Annotated in this window: 24 protein-coding genes and 1 riboswitch; of the genes, 18 read left to right on the plus strand and 6 right to left on the minus strand. The window is 69.6% G+C overall.

All coding sequences use genetic code 11. From position 1 onward, the window contains the following. Position 1 precedes the first annotated feature (1 nt). From ASG48_RS01665 to ASG48_RS01680, 4 genes are all read right to left on the minus strand, one after another. Complete coding sequence (locus tag ASG48_RS01665) at positions 2-751, minus strand: aspartate/glutamate racemase family protein (protein WP_055844213.1); 750 nt, start codon at positions 749-751, stop codon at positions 2-4. Positions 752-956: 205 nt separating this feature from the next. Then, the gene (locus ASG48_RS01670; protein ID WP_055844216.1) at positions 957-1,262 is read right to left on the minus strand and encodes a hypothetical protein; all 306 of its coding nucleotides are present in this window, start codon (positions 1,260-1,262) and stop codon (positions 957-959) included. A gap of 43 nt (positions 1,263-1,305) precedes the next feature. Then, positions 1,306-1,413: riboswitch (SAM-I-IV-variant riboswitch) on the minus strand. A gap of 61 nt (positions 1,414-1,474) precedes the next feature. Continuing rightward, positions 1,475-2,509: an agmatinase gene (gene speB / locus ASG48_RS01675; RefSeq protein ID WP_055844219.1), complete on the minus strand. Its 1,035-nt coding sequence runs from the start codon at positions 2,507-2,509 to the stop codon at positions 1,475-1,477. Beyond that, a complete protein-coding gene (locus ASG48_RS01680; protein ID WP_055844223.1) occupies positions 2,506-3,705 on the minus strand; it encodes an aminotransferase in 1,200 nt (399 codons plus the stop codon). The genes speB and ASG48_RS01680 overlap by 4 nt, the downstream gene beginning before the upstream one ends. Before the next feature lie 278 nt (positions 3,706-3,983). Here ASG48_RS01680 and ASG48_RS01685 point away from each other — a divergent pair, with 278 nt between their 5' ends. The 18 genes from ASG48_RS01685 to ASG48_RS01765 all read left to right on the plus strand — a co-directional run bounded on the left by ASG48_RS01685 (position 3,984) and on the right by ASG48_RS01765 (position 21,792). Next, positions 3,984-4,910: a D-alanyl-D-alanine carboxypeptidase family protein gene (locus tag ASG48_RS01685; RefSeq protein WP_244486685.1), complete on the plus strand. Its 927-nt coding sequence runs from the start codon at positions 3,984-3,986 to the stop codon at positions 4,908-4,910. Between the two features lie 146 nt (positions 4,911-5,056). Continuing rightward, complete coding sequence (gene ytfQ, locus ASG48_RS01690) at positions 5,057-6,016, plus strand: galactofuranose ABC transporter, galactofuranose-binding protein YtfQ (RefSeq protein ID WP_055844226.1); 960 nt, start codon at positions 5,057-5,059, stop codon at positions 6,014-6,016. 357 nt (positions 6,017-6,373) lie between these two features. Then, entirely contained in the window at positions 6,374-7,897 is a 1,524-nt protein-coding gene (locus ASG48_RS01695) for a sugar ABC transporter ATP-binding protein (protein ID WP_055844229.1), read from the plus strand. Beyond that, positions 7,897-8,943 (plus strand): ABC transporter permease, encoded by a 1,047-nt coding sequence (locus tag ASG48_RS01700; RefSeq protein ID WP_156381397.1) that lies wholly within the window; start codon positions 7,897-7,899, stop codon positions 8,941-8,943. Before ASG48_RS01695 ends, ASG48_RS01700 begins: the two co-directional genes overlap by 1 nt. After that, positions 8,943-9,917, plus strand: a complete 975-nt coding sequence (yjfF, locus tag ASG48_RS01705) for a galactofuranose ABC transporter, permease protein YjfF (protein WP_055845357.1) — start codon at positions 8,943-8,945, stop codon at positions 9,915-9,917. The genes ASG48_RS01700 and yjfF overlap by 1 nt, the downstream gene beginning before the upstream one ends. A gap of 106 nt (positions 9,918-10,023) precedes the next feature. Continuing rightward, positions 10,024-10,764, plus strand: coding sequence for a FadR/GntR family transcriptional regulator (locus tag ASG48_RS01710; protein ID WP_055844230.1), 741 nt, complete (start codon positions 10,024-10,026; stop codon positions 10,762-10,764). Between the two features lie 125 nt (positions 10,765-10,889). Further along, positions 10,890-11,666 carry a FadR/GntR family transcriptional regulator gene (locus ASG48_RS01715; RefSeq protein WP_055844231.1) on the plus strand — a complete coding sequence of 259 codons (777 nt, stop codon included), beginning with the start codon at positions 10,890-10,892 and terminating at the stop codon, positions 11,664-11,666. A gap of 72 nt (positions 11,667-11,738) precedes the next feature. Further along, on the plus strand, positions 11,739-12,788 hold the full coding sequence (gene chvE, locus ASG48_RS01720) for a multiple monosaccharide ABC transporter substrate-binding protein (protein WP_156381430.1): 1,050 nt from the start codon (positions 11,739-11,741) through the stop codon (positions 12,786-12,788). A 117-nt stretch (positions 12,789-12,905) separates the two neighbouring features. Next, a complete protein-coding gene (gene mmsA, locus ASG48_RS01725; RefSeq protein ID WP_055844244.1) occupies positions 12,906-14,444 on the plus strand; it encodes a multiple monosaccharide ABC transporter ATP-binding protein in 1,539 nt (512 codons plus the stop codon). Beyond that, entirely contained in the window at positions 14,441-15,640 is a 1,200-nt protein-coding gene (gene mmsB / locus ASG48_RS01730; protein WP_055844247.1) for a multiple monosaccharide ABC transporter permease, read from the plus strand. Before mmsA ends, mmsB begins: the two co-directional genes overlap by 4 nt. A gap of 59 nt (positions 15,641-15,699) precedes the next feature. Beyond that, positions 15,700-16,641, plus strand: a complete 942-nt coding sequence (locus tag ASG48_RS01735; protein WP_055844250.1) for a Gfo/Idh/MocA family oxidoreductase — start codon at positions 15,700-15,702, stop codon at positions 16,639-16,641. Further along, complete coding sequence (locus tag ASG48_RS01740; RefSeq protein WP_055844254.1) at positions 16,638-17,711, plus strand: aldose epimerase family protein; 1,074 nt, start codon at positions 16,638-16,640, stop codon at positions 17,709-17,711. The genes ASG48_RS01735 and ASG48_RS01740 overlap by 4 nt, the downstream gene beginning before the upstream one ends. 148 nt (positions 17,712-17,859) lie before the next feature. Next, entirely contained in the window at positions 17,860-18,033 is a 174-nt protein-coding gene (locus ASG48_RS18105) for a hypothetical protein (RefSeq protein ID WP_156381398.1), read from the plus strand. Between the two features lie 232 nt (positions 18,034-18,265). After that, positions 18,266-19,282: a quinoprotein relay system zinc metallohydrolase 2 gene (locus ASG48_RS01745; protein WP_082529163.1), complete on the plus strand. Its 1,017-nt coding sequence runs from the start codon at positions 18,266-18,268 to the stop codon at positions 19,280-19,282. A gap of 89 nt (positions 19,283-19,371) precedes the next feature. Further along, positions 19,372-19,794 carry a hypothetical protein gene (locus ASG48_RS01750; protein WP_244486687.1) on the plus strand — a complete coding sequence of 141 codons (423 nt, stop codon included), beginning with the start codon at positions 19,372-19,374 and terminating at the stop codon, positions 19,792-19,794. A 10-nt stretch (positions 19,795-19,804) separates the two neighbouring features. Further along, positions 19,805-20,824 carry an energy transducer TonB gene (locus ASG48_RS01755; RefSeq protein ID WP_055844261.1) on the plus strand — a complete coding sequence of 340 codons (1,020 nt, stop codon included), beginning with the start codon at positions 19,805-19,807 and terminating at the stop codon, positions 20,822-20,824. Between the two features lie 125 nt (positions 20,825-20,949). Further along, a complete protein-coding gene (gene rirA / locus ASG48_RS01760; RefSeq protein WP_055844264.1) occupies positions 20,950-21,411 on the plus strand; it encodes an iron-responsive transcriptional regulator RirA in 462 nt (153 codons plus the stop codon). Positions 21,412-21,492: 81 nt separating this feature from the next. Then, a complete protein-coding gene (locus ASG48_RS01765; RefSeq protein WP_055844267.1) occupies positions 21,493-21,792 on the plus strand; it encodes a DUF1289 domain-containing protein in 300 nt (99 codons plus the stop codon). Between the two features lie 190 nt (positions 21,793-21,982). Here ASG48_RS01765 and ASG48_RS01770 read toward each other — a convergent pair whose 3' ends face one another. Continuing rightward, a complete protein-coding gene (locus ASG48_RS01770; protein ID WP_055844270.1) occupies positions 21,983-22,465 on the minus strand; it encodes a DNA starvation/stationary phase protection protein in 483 nt (160 codons plus the stop codon). Positions 22,466-22,594: 129 nt separating this feature from the next. Beyond that, entirely contained in the window at positions 22,595-23,074 is a 480-nt protein-coding gene (locus tag ASG48_RS01775) for a hypothetical protein (RefSeq protein WP_055844273.1), read from the minus strand. Positions 23,075-23,187: the final 113 nt, after the last annotated feature.

Here is a 23,187-nt window from a genome sequence, read left to right on the forward strand (position 1 = left end):
CTCAGACGGCGATCGCCATCGGCATCGCCGGAAGAGGCCGCGCGGTCCGCGCCGTTGCCGGCGCGAGCGCCAGGACGACGGCGGCGTCGGCATGCAGCAGCGTGGAATCGAAGGCCGGCAGGCAGCAGTCGCTCGGGTCGATGAGGAGCCCGATCTCGGTGCAGCCGAGGATGACGCTGTCGGCGCCCGCCGCCCGGCCGCGCGCGACGATGTCGAGATAGGCGCGGCGCGACGCGGGCGTCACGATGCCCCGGCACAGTTCGTCGAAGATGATGTCGTGGACGGTCGCGCGGTCGGCGGCGTCGGGCACCAGCGCCTCGATCCCGTGGCGCTCGGCGAGGCGGTCGCGGTAGAAGCGCTCCTCCATCGTGTAGCGCGTGGCCAGAAGCAGCGGCCGGCGATGGCCGGCGGCCTTCACCGCCGCGCCGGTCGTGTCGCAGATATGCACGAGCGGCACGGAGATTGCGGCCTGCACGGGCTCGGCGAGAAGATGCATCGTGTTGGTGCAGATGAGGACGAGGTCGGCGCCCGCCGCCTCGAGATCGGCCGCGATGGCCGAAAGGCGCCGCGCCGCGCCGTCCCAGTCGGCGGCCTTCTGCAGGGCGACGATCTCGTGGAAGTTCACCGAACGCATCAGGATCTCGGCCGAGTGCAGGCCGCCGAGGCGCGCGCGCACGCTCTCGTTGATGCGGCGATAGTAGACCGCCGTGCTCTCCCAGCTCATGCCGCCGATCAAACCGATGCACTTCATGACCCGCTCCTTCGCCCGTCCGGCCCGTTTGGAACCCCGGGACGGAGCCTAGCGGAAACGGCGGGGAAGGTGTGTGCGTATTTGCTACAAAACAATGCAAAAACGATAAGAAAAATCTATATAAACGGCATTAAGAAGAATAAATCAGTCGTATAATAGAAAATGGCGATACGATCGATCCCGATCGCTCTTCGAGCGTTGCGTCTCAGGCCGCCAGCGCCGCGCGCGCCTCCGCAGGCGCGTCGGCAAGGCCGCGGGCGTAGCGCTCCGCCTCCGCGAAGGCGGCCGCGGGGAAGACGGCGGCGAGCCGCACCTCCGCCCGGCCGGCGCGCAGTTCGGCGGGCACGAGATAGACGTGACAGTGGATCCCGGCGCCGCGATGCGTGACGAGCGCGACGTGATGCAGCCCGCTTCCCGGCCCCTTGCGAAGGGCGCGGGTGCCCAGGATCGACACCGTGTCGCCCGCGCGAAGCGGCAGGCGGGAGAGGAGATCGGGATGCGTGTCGCCCATGTCGAGATCCGTGGCTTGTGCCGGGTCGCGACGAGATGGGGCGCATGATCCGCTTGGTTGCCGGAACGGCCACATCCTCCCTTGCGGGAGCGCCACCTTGCCCGGAAAGGCAGGTTGGCGTCGGGCCGCGGCCCAACTCCTGATGTCGCCCGTGCCATAAGCCAGAGGCCGGCGGCGCGCAAGGGCAGGGCGCGCCGCCGGCGGATGCCGCGTCAGGGGCGGAGCGGCAGGAGGCTCAGGATCTCGAACAGCATCTGCGCGCCGGCCTGCGCCGTGTTGGTCGTCGCGTCGTATTGCGGCGCCACCTCGACGAGATCGCCGCCGACGAAGTTCAGACCGGCGAGGCCCCGCAGCAGCGCCTGCGCCTCGCGCGTCGTCAGCCCGCCCACCTCGGGCGTGCCCGTGCCGGGCGCGAAGGCCGGATCGAGACTGTCGACGTCGAAGGAGAGATAGGTCGGCCCGTCGCCGACGACGGCGCGCGCCTTCTCCACGATCGCGGCAATGCCGAGCCCGGTGACCTCCTCGGCGTGGATCACCGTCATTCCGCTCTCGTAGGAGAACTCCCACAGATATTCCGACGAGCCGCGGATGCCGATCTGGATCGTGCGGCGCGGGTCGAGCACGCCCTCCAGCACCGCCTGCCGGAACGGGCCGCCATGGTGGAACTTGCAGCCGTCGAAGAGGCCGGACGTGTCGCAATGGGCATCGACATGGATCATGCCGACCGGGCGCTCCGCGCCGATGGCGCGCAGGATCGGCAGGGAGATCGAATGGTCGCCGCCGACCGAGAGCGGCGTCACGCCGGCGGCGACGATCCGGGCGATCGTCGCCTCGATATCGGCGTGCGAGGTCGCGAGGTCGAAGCGGCTGCGGAAGGGCACGTCGCCGATATCGGCGACTTTCAGCTCCGCCGCCGGCATGGTCTTCAGCACATGGTTGTAGGGGCCGATGCGCTCGATGGCGCGCAGGGCGCGCGGGCCGAAGCGCGAGCCGTTGCGGTTGGTGACGCCCAGATCCATCGGCATGCCGATCAGCGCGACGTCGAGGCCGGCAAGGTCCGGGGCGCTCCAGTCCACCGCGCGATAGGGCACGTCGAGCAGCGTCGGCAGGCCCGCATAGGGCGCGACGCGCGTGCCCTTCGGGTCGAAGAGCCGGTCGGCCACGCGGGCAAAGCCCTCGTCGTAGATGCGCCGCTCGTTCTCGCCGGCGAAGCGATCGTTGAGGGCCTTCAGCTCGTCCGGCGTCATGCCGCCTCTCCTTCGCGCGAGACCGGGGACAGGGAGAAGCCGAGCGACAGGCGCCGGCCGAGCTCCACGATGGCCGCATCCGCCACATTGGCGAAGGCGATGCGCAGATGTCCCTCCTGGCCCGGCCCGAAGAAGGAACCGGGCAGGACGAGGAGCCCGAGCTCGCGCGCCAGCGTCTCGGCCACCGTCTCCGAGGCGACGCCCCTGCAGGGATGGGCGACATAGGCGAAATAGGCGCCGATCTGTTCGAGCCGCCAGCCGGGCACGGCGGCGAGCGTGCGCACGAAGAGCTCGGCCCGGCGCCGGATGCGCCCGGCCGCCTCGCGGCGGTGGTCGGCCAGATGTTCGATCGCCCAGGGAAGCGCCACCTGAGGCGGGCGCGGGGCGCAGATCTGCACGCAGTCGATGGCCTTCTCGGCCTGTGCCACGAAGGCGGGTCCGCCGATCAGCGCGCCGACGCGGTGGCCCGGGATCGCATAGGCCTTGGAGAAGGAATAGAGGCTGACGAGATGGGTCTCGGCGGCCGGATGGGCGAAGAGGCGGTGGGGGGCGGCCTCGCCCTCCAGGAAATCGCGATAGGTCTCGTCGAGCACCAGGACGATGCCGCGCGCGACGCAGAGCTCGAAGAGGTCCTCGATCAGCGCCGGCGGGTAGACGGCGCCGGTCGGGTTGTTCGGCGTCACGAGCACGAGCGCGCGGACCCTCTCGTCGAGGACGCCCGCCAGACCCTCGCGCGTCGGCAGGAACCCGTCCTCGGCCCGCGTCGGCAGCGCCCGCGCCTCGACGCCGAGCATTTCGAGGCTCATCAGGTGGTTGAAGTACCAGGGCGTCGGCAGGACGACCGCCTCGCTGGGGCCGGCAAGGGCGAGGATCGCGGCGAAGAAGGCCTGGTTGCAGCCGGCGGTGATCGCCACATGCGCCGCCGGAACGCGCGCGCCGTAGCGCGCCGACACGTGTCCGGCATAAGTCGCGCGCAGCACCGGATCGCCGAGGACCGGCCCGTAGCGGGCGGCGGCGGGTTCGGCGGCGGCGAGCGCCAGGCGCTCGGCGAAGGCCGGCGGCGGCGGGTCGCTCGGCACGGCCTGACTGCAGTCGACGAGGGGCCCGTGCCGGCCGTCGTAGCTGGCGACCCAGCGGGCCGCGCGGGCGATCGGCGGCGCGCTGATGCGGGCGAGGCGGGAAGCGGCAGGCGTCAAGGGCGGGGCCTTTCCGTTGGCTCGTGCGGCGCGCCGCCGCCGGCCGGGCAAGGCGGGCCGACACGAGCGCGGGCTTTTCGGCCTTCCGTCTTCTCACAGCCGCGCGGGCGCGCCAAGGGCGCGGGCACGCAGCGGCGGGGAGACGGCGGCAGGGGCGCTGTGGCGCAACCGTCACGCCGATCCGGCGAAGGCGGTCCGAAAGCCTTAACCGTTTTGACAAGGGCGCCGTGGCAAGTCTCATGGCCCGACCCTTCCGATCCGCCCGGACCTTTCGCGCCTTGCCCCTTTCCTTCTCCGCCTCGCCGCGCCGGCCGCTTCGCCTCGCGCTCGCCCTCGCGATGATCTCGCTCGCCACGCTCGGGGCCTGCCGCTCGACCGACCTGTCGCGCCGGGACGCGATGGGGCTGACGGACAGTCTGGGCGAGGCCGAGGTTCGGGCCCATTCGGCCTATGTGATGGATTTCGCGACCGGCCGCACGCTCCTGGCCGAGGATGCGGACGCGCTGCGCTATCCCGCCTCGCTGACCAAGATGATGACGCTCTATCTCCTCTTCGAGGCGATCGAGCAGCGCCGCCTGTCGCTCGACACGCCGCTCGTCGTGTCGCAGAACGCAGCCTCCAAGCCGCCGTCCAAGCTCGGCCTCGCGCCCGGCTCGACCATCGCCGCGCGGGACGCGGCGCAGGCGCTGGCGGTCAAGTCCGCCAACGACATCGCGACCGTGATCGCGGAGAATCTCGGCGAGACGGAAGCGGCCTTCGCGCTCGCCATGACGCGCAAGGCGCAGGCGCTCGGCATGCGTCGCACCCGCTTCGTTAACGCCTCGGGCCTGCCCGATCCGCGCCAGGTCTCCACCGCGCGCGACATGACGATCCTCGGACAGGCGCTGCGCGGCCGCTTCCCGCAATACGCGCCCCTCTTCGCCGCGCGCGAGTTCGCCTATGCCGGGCGCACGCACCGGGCGACGAACAAGCTTCTGGGCACCGTGCCGGGCGTCGACGGGCTGAAGACCGGCTTCATCCGCGATGCCGGCTTCAACCTCGTGGCGACCGCCGAGCGGGGCGGGCGGCGGATCCTGGTGACCGTCATCGGCGGGCGCACCGGCGCCGAGCGCAATGCCGAGGTCACCGCCCTCGTCGACCGATTCCTGGGGCCCGCGCCGCTGGCGCCGATGCCGGCAGATCTGGTGGCCGCCGGCCTGGAATAGCCCGGTCTCCAGGGGAATGTGCGATGCAGCATGCATTGATGCGCTGCAGCGACGATCCGCTCTGGACAGCCTGGATCATATAATATTACTTTTCCCATGGCGCGGCGACGGGAGGTCGTGAAACCGCGCCTGGGGAGAGAGATAACATGGCACTTCGTAGCATTGTCGGCGCGCTCGCCGGCGTCCTGATGGCATCTGCGTCCGCCCATGCCGCGGACATGACGGTCGGCTTTTCCCAGATCGGGTCGGAATCGGGCTGGCGCGCGGCCGAGACGAGCGTGACCAAGCAGGAGGCCGAGAAGCGCGGCATCGACCTGAAATTCGCGGACGCCCAGCAGAAGCAGGAAAACCAGATCAAGGCCATCCGCTCCTTCATCGCGCAGGGCGTCGACGCGATCCTGGTGGCGCCCGTCGTCGCCACGGGCTGGAACGGCGTCCTCGAAGAGGCCAAGGAAGCCGAGATCCCGGTCGTCCTGCTCGACCGCACGATCGACGCGCCCGAGGACCTCTACCTCACGGCGGTGACCTCCGACCTCACCCACGAGGGCAAGGTGGCGGGCGAGTGGCTGGCCAAGACCGTCGGCTCCAAGCCCTGCAACATCGTCGAGCTCCAGGGCACGACCGGCTCCTCGCCGGCGATCAAGCGCAAGGCCGGCTTCGAGGAAGGCATCGCGGGCCACGACAACCTCAAGATCACCCGCTCGCAGACCGGCGACTTCACCCGCACCAAGGGCAAGGAAGTCATGGAGAGCTTCATCAAGGCCGAGAACGGCGGCAAGAACATCTGCGCCCTCTACGCCCACAATGACGACATGGCCGTCGGCGCCATCCAGGCGATCAAGGAAGCCGGCCTGAAGCCGGGCACCGACATCCTCGTCGTCTCGATCGACGCCGTGCCGGATATCTTCCAGGCCATGGCCAATGGCGAGGCGAACGCCACGGTCGAGCTGACGCCGAACATGGCCGGTCCCGCCTTCGACGCGCTGGAGAAGTTCAAGGCCGACGGCACCCAGCCGCCGAAGTGGATCCAGACCGAGTCGAAGCTCTACACCCAGGCCGACGAGCCGATGAAGGTCTACGAGGCCAAGAAGGGCCTCGGCTACTGAGCCTGTGACCGGCGGGGCCCTCTCCCGGGGAGCCCCGCCTTGCGCAGCGGCGTCGGCCGCCTGAAGCCCCGGTGGGGCTCCGGCGGCCGGCGGTCGCCGAACCTCTCGAGGCCGGGCGGGTCCGCCGGGTCGAAAGACGTTCGCCGGCGTCCTGCGCCTCGGCGTCCGTCGCCCCTGCCCGCGCGGGCACGGCGCCGCAAGTCCCGTGCTCGACGGCCTTCCACAGTTCGGAGCGTTGGCTTTCGGGTCTTGTGCCCGCGAGCGGCGTTCCGTGGCGGCACGGTGCGCGCGTTGCCACTCCCACCGCTGCAGCGCCGTGCCGCTCCCCTCGTTCGATCCTCGAAATGGCGCCCTGGCATGACAGACCGTCCCATTCTTCTCGCCGCGACCGGCATCACCAAGGGCTTCCTTGGGGTGAAGGCGCTGGACGGGGTCGATTTCACCCTCCGCGCGGGCGAGGTCCATGCCCTGCTCGGCGAGAACGGGGCGGGCAAGTCGACGCTCATCAAGCTCCTCTCCGGTGCCTATCGCCGCGACGGCGGGCAGATGCTGCTCGGCGGCGTGCCGATCGACCCGCGCGACGTGACCGAGGCGCAGCAGCTCGGCATCGGCACCGTGTTCCAGGAGGTGAATCTCCTCGAGAACCTGACGGTCGCCGAGAATCTCTATCTCGGCCGCGAGCCGCGCCGCTTCGGCCTCCTGCGCAGCGGCGAGATCAACCGCCGCGCCCGCGCGCTGCTTGCGCCCTACGGCCTGTCCATCGACGTGACGGCGCCGCTCGGCAGCTATTCGGTCGCCGTGCGCCAGCTCGTGGCCATCGCCCGCGCCGTCGATCTTTCCGGCAAGGTCCTCATCCTCGACGAGCCGACGGCGAGCCTCGACGCGGCGGAGGTGCGGACGCTCTTCGCCGCCGTCTCGCGGCTGCGCGACAAGGGCCTCGGCATCGTCTTCATCACCCACTTCCTCGACCAGGTCTACGAGATCGCCGACCGGGTGACGGTCCTGCGCAACGGGCGCCTCGTCGCCTCGCGCCCGCTGGCCGGCCTCGACCGGCTCGATCTCGTCTCCATGATGCTCGGCCGCGCGCTGGACGCGGCGGTCGCCAAGGACCACGCCAAGGCCCCGCCCGCCGGCGCGCCGGTGGCGCTCGCGCTGCGCGACTACGGCAAGCGCGGCAAGGTGGAGCCCTTCGACCTCGAACTGAAGCGCGGCGAGGTCGTCGGCATCGCCGGCCTCCTCGGCTCGGGCCGCACCGAGACGGCGGAGCTGATCTTCGGCGTCCTCAAGGCGGACAGCGGGAGCGCCGAGATCGAGGGGCAGGGCGTCTCCGTCGCCTCGCCGCGCGACGCGATCAAGGCCGGGCTCGGCTTCTGCCCGGAAGACCGCAAGCACGACGGGATCGTCGGCGACCTCTCGGTGCGCGAGAACATCGTGCTGGCCCTGCAGGCGCGGCGCGGCTGGGCCAAGCCCCTGTCGCGGCGCGCGCAGGTGGAGCTCGCCGACCGCTACATCGCCGCGCTCGACATCCGCACCTCCGACCGCGAGAAGCCGATCAAGTTCCTCTCCGGCGGCAACCAGCAGAAGGCGATCCTCGCCCGCTGGCTTGCCACCCAGCCGCGCGTCCTCATCCTCGACGAGCCGACCCGCGGCATCGACGTGGGTGCCCATGCCGAGATCATCCGCCTCATCGAGCGCCTTTGCCAGGACGGCATGTCGCTCCTCGTCGTCTCGTCCGAACTGGAGGAACTGGTGGCCTATTCCGACCGGGTGGTCATCCTGTCCGAGCGCACGCATGTCGCCGAGCTCAAGGGCGCCGAAGTCACCGCCGACGCCATCATGACGGCGATGGCGACCGGGCGCGCCGCGCGGGACGCCGCCTGATGGCCGCGCTCGCTCCCCTCGCGCGGCGCCTCGCGCCGCAGATCGTCGCGCTTCTCGTCATCCTCGCCCTCATCGCCGCGATCTCGCCGGGCTTCCTGACGGTGACGATGCAGAACGGCCGGCTCTACGGCTCGCTGATCGACGTCCTCAACCGCGGCGCGCCGGTGGCCCTTCTCGCCGTCGGCATGACGCTCGTCATCGCCACCAAGGGCATCGATCTCTCGGTCGGCGCCATCATGGCGATCTGCGGGGCGACCGGCGCCTCGCTCATCGCCGAGGGCACGCCGCTCGCCACGACGCTCGCCGCCACGCTCGCCGTCGGCCTCCTGTGCGGATTGTGGAACGGCGTCCTCGTCGCGCTTCTGGAGATCCAGCCGATCATCGCGACGCTGATCCTGATGGTCGCCGGGCGCGGCATCGCGCAGCTCGTCACCGAGGGCGTCATCCTCACCTTCAACGATCCGGGCTTCGTCTTCCTCGGCTCGGGCGCGCTGTTCGGCCTGCCGGTGCCGATCCTCCTCTGGCTCGCGGTCGGCATCCTCGCCGCGCTGCTGGTGCGCTCGAGCGCCCTCGGCCTGCTGATCGAGGCGATCGGCGTCAACCGCCGCGCCTCGCTCCTGGCCGGCGTGCACACGCGCAGCCTGGTGCTCGCCGTCTACATCGCCTCCGGGCTCTGCGCGGCGATCGCCGGCATCATCGTGACCGCCGACATCCGCGGCGCCGACGCCAACAATTCGGGCCTCTGGCTGGAGCTCGACGCGATCCTGGCGGTCGTCGTCGGCGGCAACTCGCTGCTCGGCGGACGCTTCTCCATCGCCGGGTCGCTGATCGGGGCGATGATCATCCAGTCGGTCAACACCGGCATCCTGATCGCCGGCTTCCCCCCGGAATTCAACCTCATCATCAAGGCCGCGATCATCGTCGTCATCCTCGTCGTCCAGTCGCCGGCGAGCCGCCAGTTCCTGTCCTTCGCGGGGCACTCGGCCGGCCGGCGCCGCGAGAAGGCGGCACGTGAGACGACCGCGAAGGAGGAGACCGCCCGATGATCCGCTCGCGCTACCTGACGCTCGCCACGACCTTCGTCATCTTCCTCGTCGCCTACGCCATCTGCGCGGCAAGCTTTCCTGCGATGCTCTCGACGCGCGTCTTCGGCAACCTCCTCACCGACAACGCCTTCCTCGGCATCGCCGCGGTGGGCATGACCTTCGTCATCCTGTCGGGCGGCATCGATCTGTCGATCGGCTCGGTCATCGCCTTCTCCGGCGTCTTCCTGGCGCTTGCCATGGGGTCCTGGGGCCTGCACCCGATTCTCGCCTTCGCCATCCTCCTGGCGCTCGCCACGGCCTTCGGCGCGACGATGGGCGCGATGATCCACTATCTGAAGATGCCGGCCTTCATCGTGACGCTGGCCGGCATGTTCTTCGCGCGCGGCATGGCCTTCCTGCTCTCCACCGACAGCGTGCCCATCACCCATCCCTTCTACGAGACGCTGCAGGGCCTCTACTACCGCATGCCCGGCGGCGGGCGCCTGACCTTCATCGGCATCCTGATGCTCCTCGTCTTCGCGCTCGGCATCCTGATCGCCCATCGCACGCGGTTCGGGCGCAATGTCTACGCGCTCGGCGGCAGCGAGCAGTCGGCCGAGCTGATGGGCGTGCCGGTGGCCCGCACCACGATCATGATCTACGCCCTGTCGAGCCTTCTCGCCGCCCTGTCCGGCATCGTCTTCTCCATCTACACCTCGGCCGGCTACTCGCTGGCGGCGGTGGGCGTGGAGCTCGACGCGATCGCCGCGGTCGTCATCGGCGGCACGCTGCTCACCGGCGGCTCGGGCTTCGTGGCGGGCACGCTGCTCGGCATCTTGATCCAGGGCCTCATCCAGACCTACATCGTCTTCGACGGAACATTGTCGAGCTGGTGGACGAAGATCGTCATCGGCCTACTTCTCTTCGCCTTCATCGTCCTCCAGCGCATGACGGTCTGGCTGTCGGAGCGAAAGGCGGCCGAGGCGAGGGCGTGAGAAGCGCCGCTCTCCCGGCGCGGCGGGGCGCCTCGTGCACGGGAGAGGCGCGGGCGTCGAAGGGCGGGAACGGCATGGGCACGAGGGCGAGGCGAAGGATGCGCTGATGGGACTGCTGGCATCGGCCCTTGGCGGACGCGCCCCGAAGGATCGGCACGCCCATGTCGTGGGCGCGCTCGGCCGCGAGATCGTCGGGGGGCAGTTCGCCGTCGGTTCGATCCTGCCGAACGACAAGGAGCTTTCGGCCCGATTCGAGGTCTCGCGCACGGTGCTGCGCGAAGCCATGAAGACGCTGCAGGAGAAGAAGCTGGTCCAGCCGAAGGCGCGGGTCGGCACGCGCGTCCTCGAGGCCTCGTGCTGGAACCTCCTCGATCCCGACATCCTGCGCTGGCGCGTGGAGGCGGGGCTCGACGAGACGTTCCTCACCGATCTCGCGGTCATGCGCCTCGCCTTCGAGCCGGCGGCGGCCGAACTCGCCGCCCAGCGCGCGAGCCCCGCCGACGTCGCACGGCTCTACGAGATCGCCGACCGGTTCGCCGATCCCGGCCACACGCTCGGCAGCTTTGCCGGCGTCGATCTCGAGTTCCACCTCGCCATCGCCGAGGCCTCGCAGAACCCGTTCATGCGCTCGATCACCAGCCTGATCGAGGCCGCGCTCCTCATCTCCTTCAAGCTGTCCTCGCCGGCCGCCGACCTCGAATCGCTGAGCCGCACCGCCGCCCTCCACCGGGCGATCGTGGAGGCGATCGAGGCGGGCGACGGGGCGGGGGCGCGGGCGGCGATGGTGCGCGTCATCGATATCGGCGCCGAGCGCGTGCGCCGCGTCCTGCCGCTGCAGGCGGCCTGATATCCACAAACATCGTATGAAAGCGGTTCCGGCTTGCGTGATGCATCTTGCATCCGCATCTGCCCGGTGCAATGATCCGACCATTGCCGGGTTGGGAGATCCGGTCGGGAGAGTTTCGACCTTTCATGCTGTACCAGGCCCTCGCCCCAGAGGGCGAGCGGTCCAACCGGACGATGACGCTCGCCTCCGACTTCGGTCGCCGGATCGCTTCCGGCGAGATCGAGGCCGGGGCCGTCCTGCCGACGGAGAAGGAACTGCAGGTCTCGCACGGCGTCTCGCGCACCGTCGTCCGCGAGGCGATCCGGCATCTGGCCGCCAAGGGTCTCGTGACCGTCGGGCCCAAGGTCGGCACCAAGGTGCGCGACCGGCTCGAGTGGAACATGCTCGACGCGGACGTGATGAACTGGCACATGAGCGACCCGGTGCGGCGCGGCTTCGTGGACGCGCTCTACGAGATGCGGCTCATCAACGAGCCGGCGGCGGCGCGGCTGGCGGCCCGGCGGATCGACGAGCCGACGGCGGCGCGCCTGCGCCGGGCGCTGGCGGGCATGGCCGAGAACGAGCGCGGCTCGCCCGAGCTCATCGCCGCCGATCTCGACTTCCACCGCGTCATCCTGGAGGCGACGGGCAATCCGATCCTCGTCTCGCTCGGCGCGATGATCGAGCGCAGTCTCAAGGTCTCCTTCTCGCTCTCCTGGCGGCGCAATCCGCAGGACGAGACGATCCGCCAGCACGAGCGCGTGATGAACGCGATCCTGGCCGGAGACGGGGAGGCGGCGTCCCTTTTCATGAGGCGTCTCATCGAGAGCGCCTATGACGATGTCAGCGCGGCCCTCTTCCAGGGGGCGCGCTCAGGCGAGAACGACACGGAGCCCGCCCGAGAGGCGCGCGCCGCGACGTGAGGATCGGCCGCTCGGGCGGCCGGAATTGAACTGGGTTCCGGGAGGAAACGACACATGAAACTGACCAGACGGATGATGGGCGGCCTGGCCGCCGCCGTGGCTCTGACGCTGACCATGCCCGCCTTCGCGCAGGACAAGGGCGCCGTCGGCGTCTCCATGCCGACCAAGTCCTCCGCCCGCTGGATCGCGGACGGCGACAACATGGTCAAGGCGCTGGAGGCCAAGGGCTACAAGGCGAGCCTGCAATATGCCGAGGACGACATCCCGACCCAGCTCAGCCAGATCGAGAACATGGTCTCGTCGGGCGTGAAGTATCTCGTGGTCGCCTCCATCGACGGCACCACGCTCGCCGACGTGCTGCAGCAGGCCCACGACGCGGGCATCAAGGTCATCGCCTACGACCGCCTCATCCGCAACTCGCCCAATGTCGACTACTACACCACGTTCGACAATTTCCAGGTGGGCGTGCTGCAGGCGCAGTCGATCGAGACCGGCCTCGGCCTGAAGGACGGCAAGGGCCCGTTCAACATCGAGCTCTTCGGCGGCTCGCCGGACGACAACAACGCCTTCTTCTTCTACAACGGCGCGATGAGCGTCCTGCAGCCCTACATCGACTCCGGCAAGCTGGTCGTGCAGTCCGGCCAGACCGGCATGGACAAGGTCGGCACGCTGCGTTGGGACGGCGCCGTGGCGCAGGCGCGCATGGACAACCTCCTGTCCTCCTTCTACTCCGACAAGCGCGTCGACGCGGTGCTCTCGCCCTATGACGGCCTGTCGATCGGCATCCTGTCGTCGCTGAAGGGCGTCGGCTACGGCTCCGGCGACATGAAGATGCCGGTCGTCTCCGGCCAGGACGCCGAGATCCCGTCGGTCAAGTCGATCCTCGCCGGCGAGCAGTATTCGACGATCTACAAGGACACGCGCGAACTCGCCAAGGTCACGGTCGACATGATCGACGCCATGGGCACGGGCGGCCAGCCGCAGATCAACGACGACAAGACCTACGAGAACGGCGTGAAGGTCGTTCCGGCCTACCTGCTGAAGCCGGTGCTCCTGACCAAGGAGAATATCGAGAAGACGCTCGTGGACGGCGGCTACTACACGGCCGACCAGATCAAGTAACGGTCTCGTCGCAAGGCCATGCCGGCGTGCCGGCATGGCCTTCGAGAATGAAAAAAGGGCCGGCGCGGCGCCAAGCCGCGGCCGGTTTCCCTTCATCGAAGGCGGAGGAACGCGGGCATGGCGCCGATCCTTGAGATGCGCGGCATCGTCAAGACGTTTCCGGGCGTGCGCGCCCTCGACAACGTCAATCTCGTGGTGGAAGCGGGCGAGATCCACGCCATCTGCGGCGAGAACGGCGCGGGAAAATCCACGCTGATGAAGGTGCTCTCGGGCGTCTACCCGCATGGCAGCTACGAGGGCGACATCGTCTACGAGGGCGAGACGCGCGCCTTCCGCGACATCCGCGATTCCGAGCATCTGGGCATCATCATCATCCACCAGGAACTGGCCCTCGTGCCGCTCCTGTCGATCGCCGAGAACATCTTCCTCGGCAACGAGGTCGCCCGCATGGGCGTCATCGACTGGGACGAGGCCTTCCAGCGCACGTCCGAGCTTCTCGCCAAGGTGGGCCTATCGGAATCGCCGACGACGCTCATCAAGGACATCGGCGTCGGCAAGCAGCAGCTCGTCGAGATCGCCAAGGCGCTGTCGAAGCGCGTCAAGCTCCTCATCCTCGACGAGCCGACCGCCAGCCTCAACGAGAGCGACAGCCAGGCGCTCCTCGATCTCCTGATCGAGTTCCGCAAGCAGGGCATGTCGGCCATCATGATCAGCCACAAGCTGAACGAGATCAGCCGCGTCGCCGACAAGATCACCGTCATCCGCGACGGCACGACCGTCTCCACGCTCGACTGCCGCGCCGAGGCGATCTCCGAGGACCGCATCATCCGCGACATGGTCGGCCGCGCCCTCGACGACCGCTTCCCGCCGCGCAGCCCGAAGATCGGCGAGGTTCTGTTCGAGGTGAAGGGCTGGAACGCCTTCCACCACCTCAACACCCAGCGCCAGGTGGTGAAGGACGTCTCCTTCAACGTGCGCAAGGGCGAGATCGTCGGCATCGCGGGCCTCATGGGGGCAGGGCGCACCGAGCTCGCCATGAGCATCTTCGGCAAGTCCTACGGCCGCCACATCTCGGGCGAGGTGTCGATGCACGGCAGGCCGGTCGACGTGTCGACCGTCTCCAAGGCGATCGACGCCAAGATCGCCTACGTCACCGAGGACCGGAAGCATTACGGCCTGATCCTCGACGACGACATCCGGCAGAACATCTCGCTCGCCAATCTCTCGGGCGTGGCCAAGGGCGGCATCATCGACGAGCACCGCGAGCGCGAGGTGGCGGAGGACTACCGCACCAAGCTGCGCATCCGCTCGCCCGGCATCTTCCAGAAGACGCTGAACCTCTCGGGCGGGAACCAGCAGAAGGTGGTTCTCTCCAAGTGGCTCTTCTCCAACCCCGATCTTCTGATCCTCGACGAGCCCACGCGCGGCATCGACGTGGGCGCGAAGTTCGAGATCTATTCCATCATCGACCGCCTGGCGGCGGAAGGGCGCGGCATCCTGATGATCTCGTCGGAAATGCCCGAGCTCCTCGGCATGTGCGACCGCATCTACGTGATGAACGAAGGCCGGCTGGTCGCCGAGCTGCCCAAAGGCGAGGCGACGCAGGAGACCATCATGCGCGCCATCATCCGGTCCGCAGGGAGAAACGCGGCATGAGCACCCAATCGATCGAACGCCCGAAGGGCGCCGCCCCCGGCAACGCCAATCTCGACTTCTTCAAGACCCATATCCGCGAATACGGAATGCTGGTCGCGCTGGTGCTCATCACCGTCTTCTTCCAGGCGATGACGGGCAATCTCCTGGCGCCGCAGAACGTCACCAACCTCTTCCTGCAGAACTCCTTCATCATCATCATGGCGATCGGCATGCTGCTCGTCATCGTGACGGGCCATATCGACCTGTCGGTCGGCTCGGTCGCCGGCTTCATCGGGGGCCTGGGCGCCGTCCTGATGGTGAACCAGAAGATGGACCCGTTCCTGGCGGCCGGCATCTGCCTCGCCGTCGGCGCGCTGATCGGCGCCGCCCAGGGCTGGCTCGTCGCCTATTTCAAGGTGCCGTCCTTCATCGTGACGCTGGCCGGCATGCTGGTCTTCCGCGGCCTGACGCTGAAGGTCCTCGGCTCGACCTCCGTCGGCCCGATCCCCAACGAGTTCCAGCTCCTCTCCAAGGGCTACATCCCGGACGCGCTGCCCGGCTACGGCCTGCACATGACGACGCTCGTCCTCGGCCTCGCGGTCGCCGCGCTCATGCTCTGGTTCGCCATGCGCAAGCGCGCCAAGCAGGCCCGCTTCGGCCGCGCCGACGAGCCCTTCGGCATCTTCGTCGCCCGCAACGCGATCGTGGCGGCGGCCATCGTGCTCATCACGCTGCAGCTCTCCGAGCATCGCGGCCTGCCGATCGTGCTCATCATCATGGGCGTCCTGATCGCCGTCTACGGGTTCATCACCACGCGCACGACCGTCGGCCGGCGCATCTACGCGGTCGGCGGCAACGAGAAGGCGGCCAAGCTCTCGGGCATCAAGACCGAGCGGCTCGTCTTCCTCACCTTCGTCAACATGGGCTTCCTCGCCGCGCTCGCGGGCCTCGTCTTCGCCGCCCGCTTCGGCTCGGCGACCGCCAAGGCCGGCGCCTCGCTGGAACTCGACGTCATCGCCGCCTGCTTCATCGGCGGCGCCTCCGCCTATGGCGGCGTCGGCAAGGTTGTGGGCGCGGTGGTCGGCGCCTTCATCATGGGCGTGATGAACATGGGCATGTCGATCATGGGCATCGGCATCGACGACCAGCAGCTCATCAAGGGCCTCGTCCTCCTCGCCGCCGTCTGCTTCGACGTCTACAACCGCAACAAGGCCTGACGGGCGCGGCCGGCGGCCCGCGCCGCCGGCCGGCTCCGCGCACAGCACCGGATCCTCCCATGACACCCATCAGGCTCGGCATCGCCGGCGTCGGAAAGATCGCGCGCGACCAGCATCTGCCCGCGATCGCCGCCAACCCCGATTTCGAACTCGTGGCCGCCGCGAGCCGGCATGCCGGCGTGGAGGGCGTGCCCTCCTACGCCGATTTCGGCGAGATGCTGGAGACAGAACCCTCGATCGAGGCGGTGGCGCTCTGCGTGCCGCCCGAGCCGCGCCGGGCCATGGCGGAACTGGCCATCGCCAGGGGCAAGCACGTGCTCCTGGAAAAGCCGCCTGGCGCCACCTTGAGCGAGGTCGAGCACCTGATCGACTTGGCGCGGGAGGCGGGCGTGACCCTCTTCGCCACCTGGCATTCGCGCTTCGCCCCGGCCGTGGAGACGGCGAGGGATCTCCTTGCCGATGCGAACATCGAGGCCGTCGCCGTCACTTGGAAGGAGGACGTGCGCCGCTGGCATCCCGGTCAGGACTGGATCTGGGAGCCCGGCGGCTTCGGCGTCTTCGATCCCGGCATCAACGCCCTGTCGATCGTCACCGCCATCCTGCCGCGCCCGCTGATGCTGCTTTCCGCGGACCTGACCTTCCCGCGGAACCGCGCCCAGCCCATCGCGGCGAGCCTCACCTTCCGCGACACGGCCGACGTGCCCGTCGGCATGGAGTTCGACTGGCGCCAGACCGGGCCCCAATCCTGGGACGTGGAGGTTGCGAGCGACAAGGGCCGGCTCCTGATCTCGGGCGGCGGCGCCAGGGCCAGCCTCGACGGGCGCAGTCTGGTGGACGAGACCGAGGCCGAATATCCCGGCATCTACCGCCATTTCGCCGATCTCGTGCGGGCGGGGCGCTCGGATGCCGACCTGACGCCGCTGCGCCACGTCGCCGACGCCTTCATGGCCGGCCGGCGCCACGAGACCGAGGCCTTCCACGACGGCCCGGCCGGCGCATGAGCGGGACCGCGACGCGCCTCGCCTTCGGCACGCTTGCCGACGGGCGCATGGCCGAGGCGGTGGAGCTTTACCACTCCTCCGGCCTCTTCGTGCGCGTCCTCGCCTTCGGCGCGACGCTCCAGAGCTTCTGCGCGCCGGACCGGGACGGCCGCTTCGCCGATATCGTGCTCGGCTACGACGGCGCCGACCTCTACGAGGCGCAGCCGCAATTTTTCGGCGCGAGCGTCGGGCGCTACGCCAACCGCATCGCGGGCGCGCGGTTCGAGCTCGACGGGCGGGCGGTGACGCTCGAGGCCAATGACGGCGCCAACCACCTGCATGGCGGCCGGTCCGGCTTCGACCGGCGCCTGTGGGAGATCGCCGGGATCGAGCAGGGCGAGACGCCCGCCGTGGTCCTGCGGCGCATCAGCCCGGACGGGGAGGGCGGCTATCCCGGCACGCTCGAAACGGAGGCGACCTACCGCCTGACCGGACCTTGCGAACTGACGGTCACCTACCGCGCGACGAGCGACGCGCCGACGATCGTCAATCTCACCAATCACGCCTTCTTCAACCTTCACGGCGCAACGGCGGGGCGCAGCGCGCTCGACCACGACTTGCGGCTCGACGCCTCGCGCTTCCTGCCGGTGGACGGGGGCTGGATCCCGACCGGCGAGATGCGCGACGTGGCCGGCACGCCCTTCGACTTCCGCGACTTCCACACGCTCGGCGAAAGGCTGCGCGACGGCCGGGACGCGCAGATGCGCGTCGGCCGCGGCTACGACCACGACTTCGTGCTCGACGGTCCTTCCGGGGGCGCGCCGCGCCGCGCCGCGACGCTGCGCGAACCGGCGAGCGGGCGCCGCCTCACGCTCTCCACCACCGAGCCGGGCCTGCAGGTCTATAGCGGCAACTATCTCGACGCGACGGTGACGGGCAAAGGCGGCACGATCTACCGCCAGGGCGACGGGCTGTGCCTCGAGCCGCAACGCCACCCCGACACGCCGAACCAGCCCGCGCTCGGCAGCGCGCGTCTCTCGCCGGGCGAGACCTATCGCCATGTCTCGGTCTACGACGTGACGCCGGCCTGAGCGGGCGGCGCGTTCGGGTTTCGTTAAGGGCGCCGGCCGAAAGCAGGCGGGTCGACCCATACGCTGGGTGCAAGGCGGGCATTCCATCGCGGGCCTACAAGCGCAGGGGTCGCATCGCGATATTGGGGTCAGAACAAAGGAGGCCATCATGGCTGTTTCGACCCGCCGCTCTTTCGCCGCCCGCGTCATGGGCATCGCCGACATCATGTCCAGCGCCAACAAGGCCGCGTCCGCTCTCGAGGCCGGCCGTCGTCCCTCGACGAAGGCGCTGAAGACGCTCGGCATCGACCCGGTCGCCTTCGACAATATCGGCCGCTCCTGAGACACCCGACGATCGGGCGGTTTCGCTCGGTCGACGGCGCCCGGACCGGGTGTCGGGACGGGAGCTGGCAGAGGCCGGGACCGTCTGAACCCTACACGAGGCGGCCCGCCGAAGGCCGCCTTCGATCTGCAGGTCGCGTCTTCGAGCCGAGGCGCGTGACAGCCGACCCGCCCGGGTCCATCCTCGCCGTCGAGGCCGCCGCCAAGAGCTGCCGCGACAGGGGAGGGCAACCATGTGCCGACGTTTCGATCCCGACCGGCCGGAGCCTGCTCGTCTCGATCTGAAGACCGGGCGGGACCTGACGAGACGTCGCTTCGCCTGCCTCGCTCTTCCGCTCGTCGCGCTTCCCTGGTTGCCCGGCGTCGTTCTGGCGGCCGGGGCCGAGGAGGCGCCTGACCCCTTGCCCTTCGAGGAGATCGCGCCGGGCGTCTTCGTCCATCGCGGCGCCATCGACCTGATGCGCGCGTCGAACGAGGGGGCGATCGCCAATCTCGGCTTCGTCGTCGGCGCGAAGGGTGTGGCGGTGATCGACAGCGGCGGCAGCGTCGCCGAAGGGCGGCGGATTCTCGCGGCGATCCGCGCCGTGACGGACCGGCCGATCCTCTACGTCCTCAACACGCACATGCATCCCGACCACGTCTTCGGCAACGCCGCCTTCGCGGCGAGCGGCGCGGTCTTCGTCGGCCATCGCAATCTCGCCGCGGCGCTCGACGCGCGGCGCGCGTCCTATCTCGCCTCCAATCGCGAACTGATGGGCGCGTTGATGGACGAGGTCGTCCTCCTGGCGCCGACGCTGGCGGTGGAGCGAGAGGTCTCGCTCGATCTTGGCGACCGCAGGCTGATCGTAAAAGCCTGGCCGACGGCGCATACCAACAACGACCTCACCCTTCTCGACGAGGCGACGGGCACGCTGTTCTGCGGCGACCTCGTCTTTCTCGACCATTGCCCGACGCTCGACGGCAGCGTGCTCGGCTGGCAGAAGGTTCTGGACGCTCTCGCCGCGCTGCCGGCCGCCCGCGTCGTGCCCGGCCACGGCCCGGCCAGCGCGCCCTGGCCGGACGCGATCGAGCCGACGCGCCGCTATCTCGACGCGCTCGTGACGGACCTGCGCAAGGCGGTGGCGGAGGGCGTGCCGCTCAGCGAGGCCGCGCAGACGGCGGCGGCCTCCGAGGCCGCGCGCTGGCAGCTGTTCGAGGACTACAACACCCGCAACGCCACGGCCGCCTTTGCCGAACTGGAATGGGAATGAGCGCGAGCGCGGCGTAAAATATTGACTCCACAAGTCATGTTTTGTAGCCCGGAGGGACGTTCGCGCTCCTTTCGATGGATGCCTTTGCCGTGAAATCGCTTCTCCTCGTCGCCGCCCTCGTGTCGGGCCTGTCCGCCGCCGCCGCGCAGGAGGCCGCGCCCGCCGCCAAACCGCTGACGCTCGAACTGAACGGCGCGCGCCCGAGCGAGAAGGGCTGCCGCTTCGGCTTCGTCGTCACCAACGGGTTCGACACCGCGCTGGACAAGCTTGGCTACGAGATCGTGCTCTTCGACAAGGGCGGCGCCGTGAAGCGCATGCTCGTGCTCGATTTCGGCGCGATGCCGGCCGGCAAGACGCGGGTGCGCGAGTTCGATCTCGCCTCGATCGACTGCGGGGAGATCGGCTCCGTCCTCGTCAACGACGCCTCGGCCTGCGCCGGCGCGGGCGTGGAGGGGCGCTGCCTCTCCGATCTCGCCCTGTCCTCGCGCGCGCCCATCCGGTTCGAACTGTGACGGCGCGGCCATGAGCGATCTCGCGCGGTTGAAATGGCCGCTCGCCGGTGCCGCCTCGCTCGCCCTGCATGCAGGGCTCGCCATGGCGCTCGTGCCCTCGGGAGAAAGGCCGGCCCCTCTCGCGGCGCTGGAGGGCGGGCCGGCCGTGAACTTCACGCTGGAGGGCGACCCGTTCGACGCGCTTTCGGCGGGCGACCCGGCCGAGACCGCCGAAAGCGCGGAGCCCGTCGCTCCCGAGGAGACCGTGGCGAGCCTGGAGCCGGAAGCGGTGGAAGCCGAGGCGGTGTCGGAGGGTGCCGAGCCGCCGGACGAGACGCGCCCGGCGCCTTCCGAGGCGGTCGAGGCGAGTCCCGTCGAGGCGGCGCCCGCCGAGATCGTGGCGGCCATCGCGCCGACGCTTGCCGCCGAGCCGCCTCTCGCCGCCGAGGCCCCGCCGGAGGCGTTGCCCGAAGAGGTGGTACCGCTGGCCGAGGACGTGCCGGTGCCCGTGGCCCGCCCGGCCCGTCCCCGGCCCGCCGAGCCAAGCCCCGCCGAGCCGAAGCCCGAGCGCCGGGAGGCGCGGCGGACGCCGCCGCCCGCCGAGCGCGCCGAGACGCGCCCCCGCCCGGACCGACCGGCGCAGACGCGGGCGGCCTCGGCCGGAAACCGCGGCTCGTCGCGCAGCGATGCGCGGGCCGCGGCTGCCGGGGCCGGCAGCGGTGCGGCCCGGCGGGGCGGTGCCGGGCGCTCGGGCGAGGGGCAGCAGGCACGCGCGAACTATTCGGGCCAGGTCCTGGCGCGCATCCGGCGCGCGCAGCGCTATCCCGCCGCCGCGCGGGCCGCGCGCGCGGAAGGGCGGGCGACGGTTTCCTTCACTGTCTCGGCCTCGGGCGCCGTTTCGGGGGTGCGCCTTGCCAGCGGATCGGGCAGCGCGGTGCTCGACCGCGACGTCGTCGCGCTCATCCGCCGCGCCGCGCCCTTCCCGCCCTTGCCGAGCGGGGCGGGCGCCACGATGAGCTTCACCGTGCCCGTGGACTACCAGCTTCGATGAGCGGTGGCGAAGATGATAAGGGAGACGCCCATTTTGCGGGCGGGCGTCTTCAAAAAGCTTGGAATTCTTCTAATATGCGTCGCGCCGGCAGGATTTCCGCGCCGGCGGGGAAGGATGTCCATGCCATGCGCCTCACGCGCCAGACCAATTACGCGATTCGCATCCTGATGTACTGCGCCTCGAACACCGGGCAGCTCAGCCGGATCCGCGAGATCGCCGCGGCCAACTCGGCCTCCGAACTGTTCCTGTTCAAGATCCTGCAGCCGCTCGTGGAGGCGGGCATGATCGAGACGATGCGCGGACGCAACGGTGGCATCCGGCTGGCCAAGCCCGCGCATCTCATCACGCTGCGCGAGGTGGTCGAGGTGACCGAGGAGAGTTTCGCTCTGGCGGAGTGCTTCGAATCGGGCGCGGCCTGCCCGCTGATGGACAATTGCGAGCTGAACGGCGCGTTGCACCAGGCGCTGGAAGCCTTCCTCTCCGTGCTCGGCACCTACACGATCGCCGATCTGACGCAGGACAAGCCCTTCCTGCGCCGCCGCCTCGGCCTGCCGCCGCTGGTGGAGGCCCACGCGGCCGTCGCCTGAGGGCATTTCGCCCGGCCCCCTCGGCAAAGGCGCGAGCCCGACCCTATATGCGGTCGCCTCAGCGATGGAGAGCGAGCGCAGATGGAAATGAGCCTCGAGGAGCGCGCGGCCTGGGCGAGCGCCCCGTCCCCTTGCGTCGACGTGTGCAAGTACAAGCGCCAGGGCCGCTGCATCGGCTGTTCGATGACGAAGGAGGAGAAGCAGGCCTTCCCCAATTCCGGCGGGCCCGAGGCCAAGCGCGCCTTCATCGAGGGCCTGATGACGCGGCTGGCGGAGGCGACGCGCAATCCCGCCTTCTGGGCCATGTCCTACCGCCGCAAATGCGAGAAGGACGGGGTGCCCTGTCCCATCGACTTCGAGGGCGAGGGCGAGCGCGGCTGAGGCCGTCCCGCGGCGCGTTCGGACCGCGCCGCTTCCTCCGGAACGATCTGTCCCGGCCTTTGCCGCGCGGCGCTCGATCATCCTGCCGCTCCGCAGGGACCGGCCCGGTGCGACAGCGTGCCGGGACCATGAAAAAGGCCCGCCGGAGTGGATCCGGCGGGCCTTTCGTTTCAGCGCTCGACCGAGACGATCAGGCGGCGGTCGACTTCAGGTGGGCGCGCAGCATCCAGGCGAACTTGTCGTGCTTCTCGATGCGGTTGGTCGCCATGTCGTTGGTCGCCCAGTCGCCGTGCTCCTCGGCGACCTGCGCCAGCGAGGAGAGCGTGGCGGAGAGCTGCTCCTGGTCCTTCATGAGGACCTCGACCATGGTGCGCGCGTCCGTGCGGCCGTCATGCTCCTCGATCACGCTGCGCTCGAGGAAGACCGAGTAGCGGCCCTCGGCATGGGCGTCGAAGGCCTTGATGCGCTCGGCCAGCGTGTCCTGCGCCTCGAAATGGTCCTCGTAGATGTCCTGGAACAGCTCGTGCAGGGCGCCGAAGGACATGCCGGTGACGTTCCAGTGGAAGTTCTGCGCCTTGAGCGTGGCGACGGTGGTCTCGGCCAGCGCCTGGGTCAGGCCGTTGACGAGTTCTTCCTTGGCGGCGGGTTCGATCTTGGCGGCAACGAGAGCCATCTGAAATGTCCTTCTGACTGGGCGGCGGATCGTTCCCGTGCCCTTCTTTAGAATGATTCCAACATAAACGCCGGCAGCGGGTGCGGCAAGCCGTCCAGGCCCGTTCGGGAAAATTTCTTTAGAACGGTTCTAAAGAGCCTTCGCGAAGCGGGCCGAAAGGAAGCGCAGCCAGCGCCGGGCCTCGGGCCGCACGCGCCAGGCGACGAGCGCGCCCGCCGCCGCGTCGTTGCCGGCCCGCCAGGCCTCGAGGAGGCGCAGGAGCCAGATCTCGTCGTCGGACGCGGCCTTCGCTCCGGGGCGGTAGAAGCTCATGTCGAAGAGGCTCTTGGCCGAGAGCGCGCGGAAGAAGGCGATGGCCGAGCGCTCCAGCGACACGTCGTCGTCGCCGGCGAGGAGGAAGCAGGCGCGCTCGAAATCGGGCCTGGGCGCGAGCGCGCTCTTCAGGGCGAACCAGCGCAGGCGGTTCAGCTCGTCGCGCTCGGCATCGCTGAGAGCGGGCCGCACGGGCTGGACGGTGGGACAGCCCCGGGCGGGAAAGGCGAGGACGGCGGAGGGTAGGGGATCGAAGAGGGCGACGGCGCAGGCCATCGGAAGCGCATGCTGCGTCATGAAGGGATCCTTCGCGCCGGAGCCGGATGAAGGCCGCGGCAGAAACATGACAGTCGATATCATGTTCTAGCAGAAGCGCATCGCGGAGACAAAGGCGTGAATGGCGGGCGAAC

Source organism: Aurantimonas sp. Leaf443 (genome assembly GCF_001425575.1).
In the GTDB taxonomy this organism is placed as follows: Bacteria; Pseudomonadota; Alphaproteobacteria; order Rhizobiales; family Rhizobiaceae; genus Leaf443.

What these genes read in the sequence shown, in the direction of transcription:
- ASG48_RS18105 (WP_156381398.1), top strand. Translation starts at nt 17,860, where the DNA reads ATGGCTGTTTCGACCCGCCGCTCTTTCGCCGCCCGCGTCATGGGCATC.
- ASG48_RS01745 (WP_082529163.1), top strand. Translation starts at nt 18,266, where the DNA reads ATGTGCCGACGTTTCGATCCCGACCGGCCGGAGCCTGCTCGTCTCGAT.
- ASG48_RS01765 (WP_055844267.1), top strand. Translation starts at nt 21,493, where the DNA reads ATGGAAATGAGCCTCGAGGAGCGCGCGGCCTGGGCGAGCGCCCCGTCC.
- ASG48_RS01695 (WP_055844229.1), top strand. Translation starts at nt 6,374, where the DNA reads ATGACAGACCGTCCCATTCTTCTCGCCGCGACCGGCATCACCAAGGGC.
- ytfQ (WP_055844226.1), top strand. Translation starts at nt 5,057, where the DNA reads ATGGCACTTCGTAGCATTGTCGGCGCGCTCGCCGGCGTCCTGATGGCA.
- ASG48_RS01710 (WP_055844230.1), top strand. Translation starts at nt 10,024, where the DNA reads ATGGGACTGCTGGCATCGGCCCTTGGCGGACGCGCCCCGAAGGATCGG.
- ASG48_RS01735 (WP_055844250.1), top strand. Translation starts at nt 15,700, where the DNA reads ATGACACCCATCAGGCTCGGCATCGCCGGCGTCGGAAAGATCGCGCGC.
- ASG48_RS01665 (WP_055844213.1), bottom strand. Translation starts at nt 751, where the DNA reads ATGAAGTGCATCGGTTTGATCGGCGGCATGAGCTGGGAGAGCACGGCG.
- chvE (WP_156381430.1), top strand. Translation starts at nt 11,739, where the DNA reads ATGATGGGCGGCCTGGCCGCCGCCGTGGCTCTGACGCTGACCATGCCC.
- ASG48_RS01775 (WP_055844273.1), bottom strand. Translation starts at nt 23,074, where the DNA reads ATGACGCAGCATGCGCTTCCGATGGCCTGCGCCGTCGCCCTCTTCGAT.
- ASG48_RS01670 (WP_055844216.1), bottom strand. Translation starts at nt 1,262, where the DNA reads ATGGGCGACACGCATCCCGATCTCCTCTCCCGCCTGCCGCTTCGCGCG.
- mmsB (WP_055844247.1), top strand. Translation starts at nt 14,441, where the DNA reads ATGAGCACCCAATCGATCGAACGCCCGAAGGGCGCCGCCCCCGGCAAC.
- ASG48_RS01740 (WP_055844254.1), top strand. Translation starts at nt 16,638, where the DNA reads ATGAGCGGGACCGCGACGCGCCTCGCCTTCGGCACGCTTGCCGACGGG.
- ASG48_RS01770 (WP_055844270.1), bottom strand. Translation starts at nt 22,465, where the DNA reads ATGGCTCTCGTTGCCGCCAAGATCGAACCCGCCGCCAAGGAAGAACTC.
- ASG48_RS01715 (WP_055844231.1), top strand. Translation starts at nt 10,890, where the DNA reads ATGCTGTACCAGGCCCTCGCCCCAGAGGGCGAGCGGTCCAACCGGACG.
- speB (WP_055844219.1), bottom strand. Translation starts at nt 2,509, where the DNA reads ATGACGCCGGACGAGCTGAAGGCCCTCAACGATCGCTTCGCCGGCGAG.
- rirA (WP_055844264.1), top strand. Translation starts at nt 20,950, where the DNA reads ATGCGCCTCACGCGCCAGACCAATTACGCGATTCGCATCCTGATGTAC.
- ASG48_RS01700 (WP_156381397.1), top strand. Translation starts at nt 7,897, where the DNA reads ATGGCCGCGCTCGCTCCCCTCGCGCGGCGCCTCGCGCCGCAGATCGTC.
- ASG48_RS01755 (WP_055844261.1), top strand. Translation starts at nt 19,805, where the DNA reads ATGAGCGATCTCGCGCGGTTGAAATGGCCGCTCGCCGGTGCCGCCTCG.
- mmsA (WP_055844244.1), top strand. Translation starts at nt 12,906, where the DNA reads ATGGCGCCGATCCTTGAGATGCGCGGCATCGTCAAGACGTTTCCGGGC.